This is a genomic window from Streptacidiphilus sp. EB103A (assembly GCF_041261405.1).
In the GTDB taxonomy this organism is placed as follows: Bacteria; Actinomycetota; Actinomycetes; order Streptomycetales; family Streptomycetaceae; genus Streptacidiphilus.
The window spans coordinates 1-13,566 of record NZ_JBGCAQ010000027.1; the positions used below are offsets into that span (position 1 = coordinate 1).

General features: G+C 69.5%; 14 protein-coding genes. 11 read left to right on the top strand and 3 right to left on the bottom strand.

The window, feature by feature from the left end; all coding sequences use genetic code 11:
• Positions 1-182: 182 nt before the first annotated feature.
• Positions 183-401 (bottom strand): hypothetical protein, encoded by a 219-nt coding sequence (locus tag ABH941_RS35095; RefSeq protein WP_134001589.1) that lies wholly within the window; start codon positions 399-401, stop codon positions 183-185.
• 68 nt (positions 402-469) lie between these two features.
• Entirely contained in the window at positions 470-685 is a 216-nt protein-coding gene (locus ABH941_RS35100; RefSeq protein WP_370134069.1) for a hypothetical protein, read from the bottom strand.
• A 278-nt stretch (positions 686-963) separates the two neighbouring features.
• On the opposite strand from ABH941_RS35100, the gene ABH941_RS35105 reads away from it, so the two are divergent.
• The 9 genes from ABH941_RS35105 to ABH941_RS35145 all read left to right on the top strand — a co-directional run bounded on the left by ABH941_RS35105 (position 964) and on the right by ABH941_RS35145 (position 11,303).
• On the top strand, positions 964-1,356 hold the full coding sequence (locus tag ABH941_RS35105; RefSeq protein ID WP_370134072.1) for a helix-turn-helix domain-containing protein: 393 nt from the start codon (positions 964-966) through the stop codon (positions 1,354-1,356).
• A gap of 159 nt (positions 1,357-1,515) precedes the next feature.
• Positions 1,516-1,776 (top strand): hypothetical protein, encoded by a 261-nt coding sequence (locus ABH941_RS35110; RefSeq protein ID WP_370134074.1) that lies wholly within the window; start codon positions 1,516-1,518, stop codon positions 1,774-1,776.
• A gap of 99 nt (positions 1,777-1,875) precedes the next feature.
• Positions 1,876-2,595, top strand: a complete 720-nt coding sequence (locus ABH941_RS35115) for a response regulator transcription factor (protein WP_134001581.1) — start codon at positions 1,876-1,878, stop codon at positions 2,593-2,595.
• Positions 2,592-4,025 (top strand): ATP-binding protein, encoded by a 1,434-nt coding sequence (locus ABH941_RS35120; RefSeq protein WP_370134079.1) that lies wholly within the window; start codon positions 2,592-2,594, stop codon positions 4,023-4,025. The genes ABH941_RS35115 and ABH941_RS35120 overlap by 4 nt, the downstream gene beginning before the upstream one ends.
• An 89-nt stretch (positions 4,026-4,114) precedes the next feature.
• On the top strand, positions 4,115-5,602 hold the full coding sequence (locus ABH941_RS35125; protein WP_370134081.1) for an FtsW/RodA/SpoVE family cell cycle protein: 1,488 nt from the start codon (positions 4,115-4,117) through the stop codon (positions 5,600-5,602).
• A gap of 80 nt (positions 5,603-5,682) precedes the next feature.
• Complete coding sequence (locus ABH941_RS35130) at positions 5,683-7,152, top strand: penicillin-binding transpeptidase domain-containing protein (protein WP_370134359.1); 1,470 nt, start codon at positions 5,683-5,685, stop codon at positions 7,150-7,152.
• Between the two features lie 26 nt (positions 7,153-7,178).
• Positions 7,179-8,105 carry a ribokinase gene (gene rbsK, locus ABH941_RS35135; RefSeq protein WP_370134084.1) on the top strand — a complete coding sequence of 309 codons (927 nt, stop codon included), beginning with the start codon at positions 7,179-7,181 and terminating at the stop codon, positions 8,103-8,105.
• Between the two features lie 134 nt (positions 8,106-8,239).
• On the top strand, positions 8,240-9,547 hold the full coding sequence (locus tag ABH941_RS35140) for a sensor histidine kinase (protein ID WP_370134087.1): 1,308 nt from the start codon (positions 8,240-8,242) through the stop codon (positions 9,545-9,547).
• Positions 9,548-9,719: 172 nt separating this feature from the next.
• On the top strand, positions 9,720-11,303 hold the full coding sequence (locus tag ABH941_RS35145; protein ID WP_370134091.1) for a recombinase family protein: 1,584 nt from the start codon (positions 9,720-9,722) through the stop codon (positions 11,301-11,303).
• A gap of 550 nt (positions 11,304-11,853) precedes the next feature.
• On the opposite strand, the gene ABH941_RS35150 is transcribed toward ABH941_RS35145, so the two are convergent.
• Positions 11,854-12,435, bottom strand: coding sequence for a recombinase family protein (locus tag ABH941_RS35150; RefSeq protein ID WP_370134094.1), 582 nt, complete (start codon positions 12,433-12,435; stop codon positions 11,854-11,856).
• 390 nt (positions 12,436-12,825) lie between these two features.
• Here ABH941_RS35150 and ABH941_RS35155 point away from each other — a divergent pair, with 390 nt between their 5' ends.
• Both ABH941_RS35155 and ABH941_RS35160 read left to right on the top strand, forming a co-directional pair.
• Positions 12,826-13,068: a hypothetical protein gene (locus tag ABH941_RS35155; protein WP_370134099.1), complete on the top strand. Its 243-nt coding sequence runs from the start codon at positions 12,826-12,828 to the stop codon at positions 13,066-13,068.
• A complete protein-coding gene (locus ABH941_RS35160; RefSeq protein ID WP_370134102.1) occupies positions 13,040-13,564 on the top strand; it encodes a DUF6879 family protein in 525 nt (174 codons plus the stop codon). Before ABH941_RS35155 ends, ABH941_RS35160 begins: the two co-directional genes overlap by 29 nt.
• Positions 13,565-13,566 lie beyond the last annotated feature (2 nt).

Below are 13,566 nucleotides of genomic sequence, written 5' to 3' on the forward strand. Positions count from 1 at the left end.
ACCCCCCCGGGCCGGGCAACCGGGCCCCCCGCCCCCCCCCCCCCCGGGGGGGGGGGGCCCCCCCCCCCCCGGGGGGGCCCCCCCCCCCCCCGGGCGCGCCCCGCGCCCCTGGTGCTGCGTACTGCGTACTGCGGGTTGTGCGTTGGTGCGTTGTGCGTCGGTGCAGGGTGCGCCGGTCGTGCCTACTGGCTGATGCTGATGCCCTGGGTGGCCTGCGACTGGGCGACGGAGTCGATCGAGCCCCAGTTGCCGGCGACGGAGGAGTTGCTCGCGGTGACGTGGGCGACGTGCTTGGTCACGTTGACCTTCTTGGTGAAGCTGAACTTCACCGTGCTCAGCGCCTCGCGGCCGGGGAGCAGCTCGGCGGACTCGGCGTCGAGCTCGTGCATGTTCATGCTCATGGCAGTGCCTTTCGTGGTGTACTGACGGTGTGGGTGGTGCTGACGGTGTGTGAGTAACCGCGGTACTGCTACTGGCTGATGCTGATGCCCTGCTCGGCGCTGGACTGGGCGACGGAGCCCAGCGACAGCCAGTTGCCGGCCGACGAGGAGTTGCTGGCCGCGACGTTGGCGACGTGCTTGGTCACGTTGGTCACCGAGAACTTGGTGAACTTGAAGGTGCTCAGGGCCTCACGGCCGGGGAGCAGCTCGGCCGACTCGTTGTCCATCTCGTGCATCTCAAGCATGGTCAATTCCCCCTAAGGAATGGACAGTTGCGGTCGGACGGGGAGGGATCCCCCCCACTCCCGTCCAACTCGGTCGGACGTCTTGTCCAACGAGATTGGACAGTAGTAGGCATGGAGGGGGCCGCGCAAGCGGTTCCGCCGCGACTTTCTGCAACGGACTGGTAACAGAGAGAAGTTGCCAGGTGGGAGCGGGTGAACCGGTGACGTGGCCGGTGATCGCCGTAGAATCGGACCGTCACAGGCCGCCGAAGGGGCAGCCGACAGGAGGCGTCAGCCAGGTGTCCAACGCCCTGCAGCAGTTGATGAGGAGCCGCCTGGACCAGCAGGGCTGGTCCTACGGTGAGGCGGCCCGCAGGGGTGGCATCCCACGATCCACCGTGCACCATCTCGCCACCACCGAACGGCTGGTGAGGATGCCGCAGCCGGCCACCCTGGAGGGGCTGGCCCGGGCGCTGGACCTGCCGTTGGACGCGATCCGCCGGGCCGCCGCCGAGGCATGCGGGATCCACCTCTACGCGGGCGAGCCGGCCGGCGCCGCGGTCAGCCCCGACCCGGAGGTGGACGTGCTGATCGCCAGTCTGCAGAAGCTCTCGGTCGACGACCGCCGCCATGTGGCCGCGCTCGTCGAGTCGCTGCTCGATCGCGGTGATCACCAGCAGGCAGACAACTAACACGCTTCCTTTGCCAGTTGCGGTTCCCTGAATGCCCGGACATGACCGGATCGGGCGAATATCGGCAGTGACCCCCGCTCACCCCCGCATATGCGACTAGCGTCGTCATCCGAGAGGGGCGGGTGAGCCGCACGCTGCCCCCGGGACCAGGGGGAATTCATGCTGGTCGTTCAGGGAGGCCCCACCACCGCCGTCGTCCGGGGCAGCAGCGGCGAGTCCGTCGTCCTGCTCTCCGGCGAGCTTCCGGCGGTGCTCACCGACAGCAACCTCGACGAGGTGCTCGACCTCGCCGCGGCCGTCCTCGACGGCGCGGAGATGCTGCTGTTCCGCCGCTGTCTGGCCGCGCTGCGCCGGGGCGAGCTCACCGGCACCCGCCGGATCGAGATCGACGGCGCCGTGCTCACCGTCTACGGCTCCTGAGCCTGGGTCTGAGTCTGAGGAACACGCCGGAACACGCCGGAACACGCCGAAGGGGGACCCTCTTACTTCGCTCTCACACGTGGCGGCGAGAATCGTCCCGTGACATCGACAGTACTTCTGGCCGAGGACGACAGGGCCATCCGCGATTCCGTCGTGCGCCTGCTGACCCTGGAGGGCTACCAGGTGACCGCGGTCGCCGACGGCATCCAGGCGTTGGCCGCGATCCACCGGGAACACCCGGATGTCATCGTGCTGGACGTGATGATGCCCGGCATCGACGGCCTCGCCGTATGCGGGGTGCTGCGGGCCGAGAACGACCGCACGCCGATCCTGATGCTCACCGCGCGGGTCGAGACCTCCGACCGGGTCGCCGGGCTGGACGCGGGCGCCGACGACTACATGGTCAAGCCCTTCGAGGCGGACGAGCTGCTGGCCCGGCTGCGCGCGCTGCTGCGCCGAGCCACACCGGTCCCGGTCCCGGCCGACCCCCCGTCCAGCCAGAACGTCTTCGCCACCGAGGACGTCATCGAGGTCGCCGACCTGCGGATCGACCCGACCGCCCGCCGGGTCTGGCGGCAGCGCACCGAGATCGCGCTGTCCCGTACCGAGTACGACCTGCTGGAACTGCTCGCCCGGAACGCCGGGATCGTGCTGGACCACAGCACCGTGTACGACCGGATCTGGGGCTACGACTTCGGCCCCGGCTCCAAGAATCTCGCCGTCTACATCGGCTATCTGCGCCGCAAGCTCGAACTTCCGGACGCCCCGGCGCTGATCCACACCGTCCGGGGCGTCGGCTACACCCTGCGCGAGCCGTGAAGGAGCGCGGCGCGGCCCGCTCCGCCCTCGGCAGGGCGGCCCGGCTGGCGCGACGTCCGCTTCCGGCGGGCCTGAGAGTCCGCTTCGCCCTCGCCTTCGCCGGGGTCGCCGCCATGGTCGCGGTGCTCGTCGGCGTGCTCGGCTACGACTCCGCGGCGACGCTGATCCGGCACGACCGCGCCAGCGACTTCAGCCAGTCACTGGACACCCTGGTCACCGCCGTCCAGCAGTCGCCGCTCTACACGACCGACTTCCTGCCCTCCAACAGCGGCCACGACCGGCTGGAGGACCAGCTGACCCAGTCCGGCGACATCGGCATCCAGGTGATCGACGGCAAGGGCAAGGTGATCGAGAAGGGCGCCCCGGACCCGCTCCCGGTGGAAGCCGCCGACATCAAGCTGGCCAAGGGCAGCGTGGCCGGCAAGAACCGCAGCGCCGCGCAGAACATCGGCGGCGACCGCTACACGGTGGTCACCGTCTCGCTGGGCGGCGGCCGGGGAGCGGTCCAGCTCTCGCAGCTGCTCAGCTCCACCGACGACCTGTTGGACCTGCTGCTGGAGCGGGTCGCCCTGGTCGCCACCGCGGTGGTCATCGCGGCCGGCGCGGCCGGCTGGTGGCTCGCCGGGCGGATCACCCGCCGGCTGGTCCGGCTCACCGGCGCGGCCGAGCACGTCGCCTCCACCGGGCAGCTCGACGTGGACGTGCCGCGCCGGGGCAGCGACGAGATCGGCCGGCTCGGCCGGGCCTTCGACGACATGCTGGGACGGCTCGCCCGGTCCAAGGACGACCAGCGCCGGCTGGTCCAGGACGCCGGGCACGAGCTGCGCACCCCGCTGACCTCGCTGCGCACCAACATCGCCGCGCTGCCCCGGCTGGACCGGCTGCCGCCGGAGTCGCGCGAGGCGCTGCTGGACGACCTGGCGACGGAGACCCGCGAGCTCAGCGTGCTGGTGAACGAACTGGTGGAGCTGGCGGCCGACCGCAGGGAGGCCGAGGAGCCGACCGAGGTCGAGCTGGACGTGCTCGCCGACCGGGTGGCCGACCTGGCCCGGCGCCGTACCGGCCGCGAGATCGTGGTCGACTCGGCGCCTGCCCCGGGCACCGGACGCCCCGGCGCACTGCAGCGGGCGATGACCAACCTGGTCGAGAACGCCGCCAAGTTCACCCCGGATCAGTCCGAGATCACGCTCCGGGTCCGTCCCGGTCAGATCTCGGTGCTGGACGGGGGCCCAGGCATCGACGAGACCGACCTCGACCGGATCTTCGACCGCTTCTACCGGGCCACCAAGGCCCGCAGCCTGCCGGGCTCCGGGCTCGGCCTGTCGATCGTCCGGGAGGTCGCCGAGAGCCACGGCGGCAAGGTCTTCGCCCGCAACCGCTCCGAGGCGGAGGGCGGCGGGGCGGAGATCGGCTTCACCCTGCCGATGTGAAATAAGCGAAGTAGCGACACGCCGACCGACAAATCGGACAAATAGGTCGACCGCGGTTAGGTTCCCTGGTAGTTCCAGGGAGGATGTCGATGGCCGCCGCGACTGCCCCCGCGATGCCGGCGCCCCCGCGGGTGCCCACCCGCCGCGCCACCGAGCTGTGGCTCACCGTCTTCGCCGTGCTCATCGCCGTCTTCGGCTATGCGGACGTGGGCTCCGCCATCGACGGCAGGGTCCCGTCCGACACCGTGAGGTACGGGGTCGGCCTGGGCGTGCTGGCGCTGCTGGCCCACCTCGCGGTCCGGCTGCGGGCGAAGTACGCCGATCCGCTGCTGCTGCCCTGCGCGGTACTGCTGAACGGCCTCGGGCTGGTGGTGATCTACCGGCTGGACCGTGCCACCGCGACCTCCTCGGCGACCGCGCAGCTGATGTGGACCGCCATCGGGGTGATGCTGTTCATCGTCGTGGTGCTGTTCCTGCGGGACTACCGGGTGCTGCAGCGCTACGCCTATGTGCTGGCCTTCGGCGCCATCGTGCTCATGATCGTCCCGATCTTCCTCCCGGCCGTCTACGGCGCCAAGATCTGGATCAAGGTCGGACCGCTCTCCTTCCAGCCGGGCGAGATCGCCAAGATCGCCCTGGCGATCTTCTTCGCGGCCTATCTCGCCGTCAGCCGGGACGTCCTGGCGCTGACCGGCCGGAAGATCTGGAAGCTGGAGCTGCCACGCGGCCGTGATCTCGGCCCGATCGTGGTGATCTGGCTGCTCAGCACCGCGGTCCTGTTCCTGGAGCAGGACCTGGGCACCTGCCTGATCTTCTTCGGGCTGTTCGTGGTGATGCTCTACGTCGCCACCGGACGCATCGGTTGGATCGCCGTCGGCCTGGTCATGGTCGGCGTCGCGGTCGTGCCGGTGGCGCTGTGGGAGTCTCATGTGCACAGCCGCTTCGTCGACTGGCTGCACCCCATGGCCAGCATCGACGCAGGTCAGGGTGCCAATCAGCTGGCCCAGTCGCTGTTCGCCCTCGCGGCCGGCGGCCTGCTGGGAACCGGACTCGGCCAGGGCCACTCCTATCTGATCGGCTTCGCGGTGAAGTCCGACTGGATCCTCTCGACCTTCGGCGAGGAACTCGGCCTGGTCGGCCTGGCCGCGCTGCTGCTGGTGTACGCGGTGGTGGTGGTCCGCGGCTACCGGACCGGACGGGTGCTGCGGGACCCCTTCGGCCGACTGCTGTCGATCGGCCTGGCCACACTGCTCGCGCTGCAGGTGTTCGTGGTCGCGGGCGGGGTCACCGACCTCATCCCGCTGACCGGTATGACCATGCCCTTCCTGGCGCAGGGCGGCTCCTCGTTGCTGACCAACTGGGTGCTGGTGGCGCTGCTGCTGAAGATGAGCGATGCCGCCCGCCGTCCCGGCCCGCCGCCGGAACCGGGCGTCCTGGCGGTTCCGCCCGCGCCACGACCGGCCGGCCCGGAGCAGCAGGCCCGGCAGGCGCCGCCGGACAGCGGCGACGACGGCAAGGGCGACAGCGGCAAGGGCGACAGCGGCGACGACGACACCCAGGCGGTGCCCAAGCCATGAGCCCCTTCGGCCGGAAGAACCGGACCTCCGACCAGCGGCAGGCTGCCCCCGCGTCCCAGGCCGGCGCGGTGCGCCTCTCGCTGAGCCGCACCGCCCGCCGGGCCGGTATGTTCTGCCTGCTGCTGATTCTGGTGCTGCTGGTGAATCTCACCCGGGTCCAGGTCGTCCAGGCGGGCAAGTACAACGACCACGCGGGAAACCAGCGCTCCACCATCGCCCGCTACGCCCAGCCCCGCGGCGACATCATCGTGGCGGGCAAACCGGTCACCGGGTCGAAGCAGACCGGCGACAGCCTCTACCAGTACCGGCGGAGCTACACCGACGGCCCGCTCTACGCCCCGGTCACCGGCTTCTCCTCGCAGACCTACGGGAACACCCTGCTGGAGGGGGTCGAGGACGACATCCTCTCCGGCTCGGCGAGCTCGCTCTCCACCCGCTCACTACTGGACGCGATCAGCCGCACCCCGGTCCCCGGCGGCGACGTCTACACCACCATCAACGCCAAGGCTCAGCAGGCCGCGCTGTCCGGGCTCGGCAGCAAGCGCGGCGCGGTCGCCGCCATCGAGCCTGCGACCGGGCGGATCCTCGCTCTGGCCAGCACGCCCTCCTACGACCCCAACGGCATCACCGGCACCGGCACCGCGGTCACCCAGAACTGGAGCAAGCTCAACAGCGCCAGCACCCAGCCGATGCTGAACCGGGCGCTGCGGCAGACCTACCCGCCGGGTTCGACGTTCAAGGTGGTCACCATGTCCGCCGGTCTGATGAACAACATCTACAGCGGTGTGGACGTCGCGACGGACTCGCCCAACCCCTATACGGCCAAGGACACCACCACGGCCATCACCAACGAGAGCGCCGGTGACGCCTGCCTCAACGCGACCCTGACCTATGCGCTCCAGGTGTCCTGCAACACGGTCTTCGCCAAGCTGGGCGTGGACGTGGGCGAGACCAACATGGTCAGGATGGCCCAGGCCTACGGCTTCAACCAGAGCACCCAGACCATTCCGGTGGGTGTGGTGCGCAGCAACTTCGACACCGGTCTGACCGGGCAGGCATACCTGGCCCTGTCCTCGATCGGCCAGTACGACACGGCGGCCACTCCGCTGCAGATGGCCGAGGTGGTGGCGGCCGTCGCCGACAACGGCACGCTGATGAAGCCGATGCTGGTCGACAAGCTCACCCGGCACGACGGTACGACCGTGCAGACCTTCAGCCCGACGGTCTTCGGTCGGCCGATCAGTTCGACGGTGGCGGGCGAGATCCAGCAGGCCATGGTCAATGTGGTGACCAACGGCACCGGCGGCAACGCGGCGATCCCGGGCGCGGTGGTCGGCGGCAAGACCGGCACGGCGCAGAACGGCGTCAACAACAGCGGGGTCCCCTACGCCTGGTTCATCTCCTACGCCAAGCCGAACGCCTCGGCGGCCTCCCCGGTCGCGGTGGCCGTGGTGATCGAGGACAGCAACGCCAACCGCTCCGACGTCAGCGGCGGCGGCCTGGCGGCGCCGGTCGCCAAGGCCGTCATGCAGGCGGTCCTCAACGGCTGAAGCCGGACCAGCTTAGAGTGATGCCCATGCCGATGATCGCAGTGGTGGGCAGCATCAACCTCGACCTGGTGGTTCCGGTGCCGCACCACCCCGTACCGGGGGAGACCGTGCTGGGCGGGGACCTCGCCGAGCACCCCGGTGGCAAGGGAGCGAACCAGGCCGTCGCGGCGGCGCGGCTGGGGGCGCAGGTCGCCATGGTGGGCCGGGTCGGCGACGACAAGGCGGGCTCCGCGATGCGGGCCGCGCTGCAGCGGGAGGGCGTGGACGTCCGCTGGGTGCTGGCTGAGCAGGGGATCAGCACCGGTCGGGCGCTGATCGCGGTGGACCGGGCCACGGGTGAGAATTCGATTATCGTGAGCCCGGGCGCGAACAGTGCTCTCGCACCGGAGCACTGCGCCGCCTCGGGAACGGTGCTCCGCGACGCCGACGTCACCCTGCTGCAGCAGGAGATCCCGGCCGCGACGGTCGAGGCGGCGGCCCGACTGGCGGGCGGCACCGTCCTGCTGAACCCGGCTCCGGCCCGGAACACCGCAGCCGGACGGCAGTCGCTGCTGGACCTGCTGGACATGGTCGACATCCTGGTCCCCAACCGCGCCGAACTGGCCGCCCTGACCGGCCGCGACCTGCCCGACCTGCACGCCGTCGCGGACGCCGCCCGCACCCTGCGCGGCCCGTCCGCCGTGGTGGTCACCCTGGGCGCGGACGGAGCACTGCTCTGCGAAGAGGGCGCCGTCCTCCTGGTCCCCGCGCTCGCGGTCACCCCGGTGGACACCACCGCAGCCGGCGACGCCTACTGCGGCGCCCTGGCCTGCGCCATCGCCGAGCGCATCCCCCTGCACGAAGCAGTACGCCACGCCAACGCCGCAGCCGCCCTGGCCACCACCCGCCCCGGCGCCCAACCCTCCCTACCAACCCGCGCCGAGGTGGAAAAGATGCTCGGCCACGAGTTCTAACCCCTGAAGGCCCGTCAGGGCCTGGACAGGGGCGCGGGGAACTGCGCTGCCAACCAGTCCCGAACCCGCACCCGACACCCCAGCGTTCGTTGCACCCCCTCACACGCTGCAACGCCGCATATGCTCATCCCACCATGCCTGCCGTCCCGCCCCGCCTGCTCTACCCCGCAATCCACCTGGCCCAACTGGTCCGCCAGGCCGCCTGGGCCGCACCGGACCAGCGTGTCCTCCTGCTGCCCTCGCTGGAGAGCCCCCGCCTCCGCTACGCGCTCGCCGCGATCCTCGGCGGAGCCGTCCTCGTCCTCACCGTCACCGCCGACACCCAGCTCAACCAGCTGGTCCCCGGCAGCCTCGCCTGGGCCCTGGCCGGACTCCAGGTGCTGCCGCTGCTGCTCGCGGCCATCCGCCCCCTCGCGGCCTGGCGGATCTCCGCGATCGGGCTCACCCTCACCACCTTCGCCGAGGTCGGCCACGCCCCGACCCCCTTCTGGCCCTGGCCGGTCAGCGGCTGCATCGCCTACGTCCTGCTGCTCTTCGTCACCGCCCAGGTCTACGGCCGGGACGTCGCCGTCGGCGTCGACCTCCTCACCGCGCTCGCGGTCCTCGCCCCGGCCGTCCCGCTGGTGGCGCTGCCCCCGGTGGTCTTCGCGGTGGCGGCCGTGGTCGTCAGCCTGGTGCTGGTCCTCGGCGAGTCCATCCACTCCCGGCAGGAGGCCGAACGCCATCTGGTCGCCGCCGAGGAGCAGCGCCGCGCCGGTCTGGCCCGTCAGGCCGTCCTGGAGGAGCGCTCCCGGATCGCCCGTGAGCTGCACGATGTGGTGGCCCATCACATGTCGATGATCGCCATCCAGGCCGAGGCCGCCCCCTACAAGGAGCCCGGCCTGCCCGAGCAGACCCTGCGCACCTTCACCGCCATCCGCGCGGCCTCCACCACCGCGCTCACCGAGATGCGCCGGGTCATCGGCCTGCTCCGCGAGGAGGACGAGAACGCCGAACGCGCCCCCCAGCCGGGCATCGACCGCATCCCCGAGATGGTCAGGGCGGCCCGCCAGGCCGGCATGCAGGTCGACCTCACCCTGGCCGGCGGCCCCGACCGCCCTCCCGCCGTGGTCGACGTCTCGGTGTACCGGATCGTCCAGGAGGCGCTGAGCAACGCGGGCCGGCACGCGCCGGGCGCCCGCGTCGAGGTCGAGGTGGTCCGCACCCGGGACGCCGTCCAGGTGCACATCGCCGACGACGGCCGTACCAACGGCGGCCCGGCCCCGGGCGGCAACGGCGGCCACGGCCTCACCGGCATGCGGGAACGCGCGGCGATGCTCGGCGGCACGCTGCGCGCCGTCCCGCGCGAGCACGGCGGCTTCGAGGTGACGGCGGAACTACCCCTGGACGGGGTGCCGACGCAGCGCGGAGGAGAATCATCCGGGGACGAAGAGGACGGCTGACGGGGGAGCGGGCCATGACGGAAGCAGCGGTCAAAGTGATCAGAGTGCTCCTGGTCGATGAGGAGGCACGCCTTAGACACCTAGGCTCTGAGCTGCGGTTTCCCGGCTAGGAAACCCTGCCGCCCCAGGTGAGGCAAAGGGGTAACGCCTACCGGGAGCACGTGAAGACCTCATGGCCGATCAGTACGCCTGCACCATCTGCGGCGAGACGGAGCCGAACCAAGCCGACCTGTATACCCGCAAGTCGAAGAGTCTTAAAGAAGGTGACCACCGCCGGGAGCAGAGCACCGACGCCCAGCGGGAGCAGGGTCACCGCTGGGGACATCGCCACGGGTACGCCGTCCGCAAGGTCTGGAAAGACATCGCCAGCGGGTACAAGGATGTCAAGCGCAACGACTTCGACCGGGCCCTGAGCGCGCTCGTGGCCGACGAGGTGCCCGCGCTGTGGGCGTACGCCATCGACCGGTTCAGCCGTAAGGGCGCTGAGGACCTGCTCAAGGTCATAGGCAAGGCGCGCGTCATCTTCGAGATGGACGGGCTGGACTCCAACGAGCCCCGTGACCGCCGCTGGATCATCAACCGGGCGGAGGAGGCTCGCGAGTACAGCGAGAACCTGTCCAAGCGCATCCGGGACACCAAGGAGCAGCAGCGCGACGCCGGTATGTGGGTAGCTGGCCGCGCACCTTGGGGATATGTGGTCTCTGGTGACCGGAGGATCACGCCGGATGAGACTCCCTACCTGTGCGTCGTGGCGACGCGAACGGAGTGGACTCGTGCCGGGCTGGTCCGGGAGATTTTTCGGAGGATTGCCGAAGAAGGGGCCTCGACGCGCGCGGTCTGCCGTTGGTTGGACAGCGCTGGGGTTCCCTCTCCTGGTGGTTCGACGTGGGGTCACGCCTACGTGCACAGAATGGTGCACAACCCGGCTTACGCGGGGTACCAGGTGATTCAGCTTCGCTCCGGTGTGTCCGAGGTGTACCGCAACCGCAGGGGTGCTCCGGTCATGCTCAAGGGCACGGCGCTCGTCTCCGCCAAGGCGCAGCGCCAGGTGAACACTTCTCTCAGCAGTCAGGACAAGGTTCCTGCTGATTCGAAGCGTGACACCCGTGCGAAGCACCTCCTCACGGGACTGCTCTCCTGCTCTGAGTGCGGGCGCTCCATGCCCATGGGCGGGCGTGGCTACAAGTGCCAGGGATTGCTTGGGGGCCGCGCATGTGGGGCGGCAGCTTCAGCGGCTGCGGCAGCGCTGGAGGAGTTCGTGTTCAGGAGTTGGCTCGCCAGGCTGACCAGCGCCGAGGAGGACGACCCGATCATGTTGGCTGTATCGCAGCGCTGGACAGCCTCGGTGCGGCCAGAGGAGACGGAGGGTGAGCAGGCCGCACGGGCGATACTCAGGGCCGCTGAGGCGAGCCTGAAGCGGCTGCTGGCCGACCGTCAGGCCGGTGTCTACGACGGTCCCGCCGCCCGATACTTCGGGCCACTGCTCAGGGAGGCCAATGAGGCCATCGAAGCAGCGAAGGAGGAGGTCAACCGCTTCACGAGCGGCGGAACGCTGAGCGTGCCATTCCTCTCTGGAGATGAGGAGGTGCTGCTGTCGGCATGGCAGGCGGCAAACCTCTCCATGAAGCGCGACCTTCTACGCCTGGCCATCGAACGAATCACCGTTTGCAAGGCGCAGCGGCAGGGCATCCGCTTCGACGGCCGGGAACGCACCGCCATCGAATGGGCAGAGCCCGTGTACGAGACAGCCGCGTAGCTCGATCCAACCCTCACAGCCCCGTTCGACCCAAGCGGTCGGGCGGGGCTTCCTCATGCCCGACCAAGGCGGGTCATTGTGGGCAGGGCGACCGACGAGTGAGGCTGTTCGTTGCCTCTCCGTTACCAAGCTGGGGTGGGTGGCGGAGCAGGGAGGGGGGCCGGTGAGGGGCTTCACCACTGGCAGGCTTCAACCTCACTCCACCTGACCTGCGGCAATGGCGAAATGGTGAATTGGTGGTTTCCCCAGATCCATATAACACATATAGGGCTAAACCCAGCTCGCCACCATTTCGCCATTTCGCCATTGCCCCGAGTGCGCTCTTTGCGCTGCCCCGAGTCGGGACGGCGCACGAGTCGCACGGGGCCCATAAGCGCCCTCCACGGTGCCCTGCAGGGCCCTGAGTGCAACCCTGGCACAGGGGGCCAAGTGGGGTGCGAGGCGCTCAGGAGGCCACGCGGGGGCCTTCCGGGGCCCATGGGGAAGGTGGGCAACAAAATGCAGCGGGGCCCAATCAAGTGACGGGCCCTGTCTGGCACTGCCGCTGCTCCTACTCCTCCAGCGCCCTGTACAGCGTTGCCCTGCTGACTCCAAGCGCCTTGGCGATGGCCGTGACACTCTCGCCCTTCCTGCGTCGCTCCTTGGCTGCCGCAAGCTTGTCGTCGTCCATGACCTTGGGTCGTCCGCCGACCCGACCCTGAGCCCTGGCCGCAGCGAGTCCGGCGCGGGTCCGGTCCTTGATCAGCTCCCGCTCAAACTCCGCCATGGCACCGATCACGTGCAGCATGAGCCGCCCGTCCGCCGTACCCGTGTCTATCTTGGAGAGCGCACCATCAAGCACCTTGAAGCCGATCCCGCGCTTGCCAAGATCGTTGACCATCGTCACTAGGTCGGCCAGCGAGCGGGCGAACCGGTCGAGCTTGTACACCACGAGCGTGTCACTCGGCAGCAGGCGCTCAAGCGCCGCCGCAAGCTGCGGGCGCTCCATGCTTCCGCCGCTCGCCTTGTCTTCGTGGATCACTTTGCAGCCAGCGGCGTTGAGTGCATCCCGCTGAAGCTGTGCATCTTGGTCCTCGGTCGAGACTCGGGCGTAGCCGATAAGGTGGCCGCTGGTGCTGCTGGGCGTCGTCATGTCTCAAGCGTCTCAGAAACGTGTCTCAATTGAAAGTCTCAGAACGGCCTTTTTGAGACAGCCGTATGTCCGATTTCGCCTGATCGTGGAGCGCGTAGCAAGGGCGTCCCACAAACCATCGTTTGATGGACGACTGAATGCCAGTCACGCATGGTGAGCAGCGCCGGGGGTGGGTCAATCTCTAGGCGTAGGCGGCAGGGAGACCCTGGCCCCATGCCCACGCACACCGCTGCGAAATTGAGACCGGGGGGTATCCTCCGGATCCGCTCCTGCTGCTGGCACTCGCGCTTCGCGCTGCTGGCTGGATGTCGGCAGGCACCCTTGACGGCCCAACCCGCTGGGCTGACGCTCGTAGAAGGTTCTGCAAGGGACACGACAGCGGAGGATGCCATGTCACTAGTCTTCATCTCGAAGGACCCCGGCACGGACGGCGCGAACTGCCCCACGGTCTGGGTCGACCCGGAATCGCAAGAGATCGTTGTCCAGGGCTGGAAGGCCGACGCCGCCATGACGGCGGAGTGCCTTACGGTCGGCTCCATCCCGGATACCGAGGCAGTTGTCCGCCTTCCCGCCCGGCTGGTGGCGGCCCTACGAGAGGCATGCGATGTTGCGGAGCGCTCCGCCGTTCGTTGAGCTGTTGGCGAGCTGCCAGCGGTCGGCTGTCCACCTGGAGATGCGCGACTCCTACGACGACCCGGACGAGGCTCCGCGCGTGGCTGCTTGGAAGTCGGGCTTCCGCGCCGACCCGGCCGACCGCACAACGTGGTGGCGTCCCTGGCTGGACATGGTGACGGAGACTGTCGGACGTGGTGTCGTCATGCGCCGGGCGCGCGTCGTCTCCGAGCCGGTCAGCGCGTACACCCGGTACCTCTACGACGGTACGTTCGCCAACGTCGCCGCCGGGGAGGAAATCCGCTGGCTGCCACGTCGGCAGGCGTCGGACCTCGTCCTCCCCGGTAACGACTACTGGGTGTTTGATGACCGGCTCGTCAGGTTCGGGTACTTCTCCGGAGAGGGCACCTACCTGGGCGACGACGTGACCGACGAGCCCGCCGTCGTGAAGCAGTGCGCAGCAGCGTTCGAAGCAGTATGGGATCGGGCAACACCGCACGACGCCTACCGGATCTGACC

What these genes read in the sequence shown, in the direction of transcription:
- ABH941_RS35095 (WP_134001589.1), bottom strand. Translation starts at nt 401, where the DNA reads ATGAGCATGAACATGCACGAGCTCGACGCCGAGTCCGCCGAGCTGCTC.
- ABH941_RS35100 (WP_370134069.1), bottom strand. Translation starts at nt 685, where the DNA reads ATGCTTGAGATGCACGAGATGGACAACGAGTCGGCCGAGCTGCTCCCC.
- ABH941_RS35110 (WP_370134074.1), top strand. Translation starts at nt 1,516, where the DNA reads ATGCTGGTCGTTCAGGGAGGCCCCACCACCGCCGTCGTCCGGGGCAGC.
- ABH941_RS35125 (WP_370134081.1), top strand. Translation starts at nt 4,115, where the DNA reads ATGGCCGCCGCGACTGCCCCCGCGATGCCGGCGCCCCCGCGGGTGCCC.
- rbsK (WP_370134084.1), top strand. Translation starts at nt 7,179, where the DNA reads ATGCCGATGATCGCAGTGGTGGGCAGCATCAACCTCGACCTGGTGGTT.
- ABH941_RS35140 (WP_370134087.1), top strand. Translation starts at nt 8,240, where the DNA reads ATGCCTGCCGTCCCGCCCCGCCTGCTCTACCCCGCAATCCACCTGGCC.
- ABH941_RS35145 (WP_370134091.1), top strand. Translation starts at nt 9,720, where the DNA reads ATGGCCGATCAGTACGCCTGCACCATCTGCGGCGAGACGGAGCCGAAC.
- ABH941_RS35150 (WP_370134094.1), bottom strand. Translation starts at nt 12,435, where the DNA reads ATGACGACGCCCAGCAGCACCAGCGGCCACCTTATCGGCTACGCCCGA.
- ABH941_RS35155 (WP_370134099.1), top strand. Translation starts at nt 12,826, where the DNA reads ATGTCACTAGTCTTCATCTCGAAGGACCCCGGCACGGACGGCGCGAAC.
- ABH941_RS35160 (WP_370134102.1), top strand. Translation starts at nt 13,040, where the DNA reads ATGTTGCGGAGCGCTCCGCCGTTCGTTGAGCTGTTGGCGAGCTGCCAG.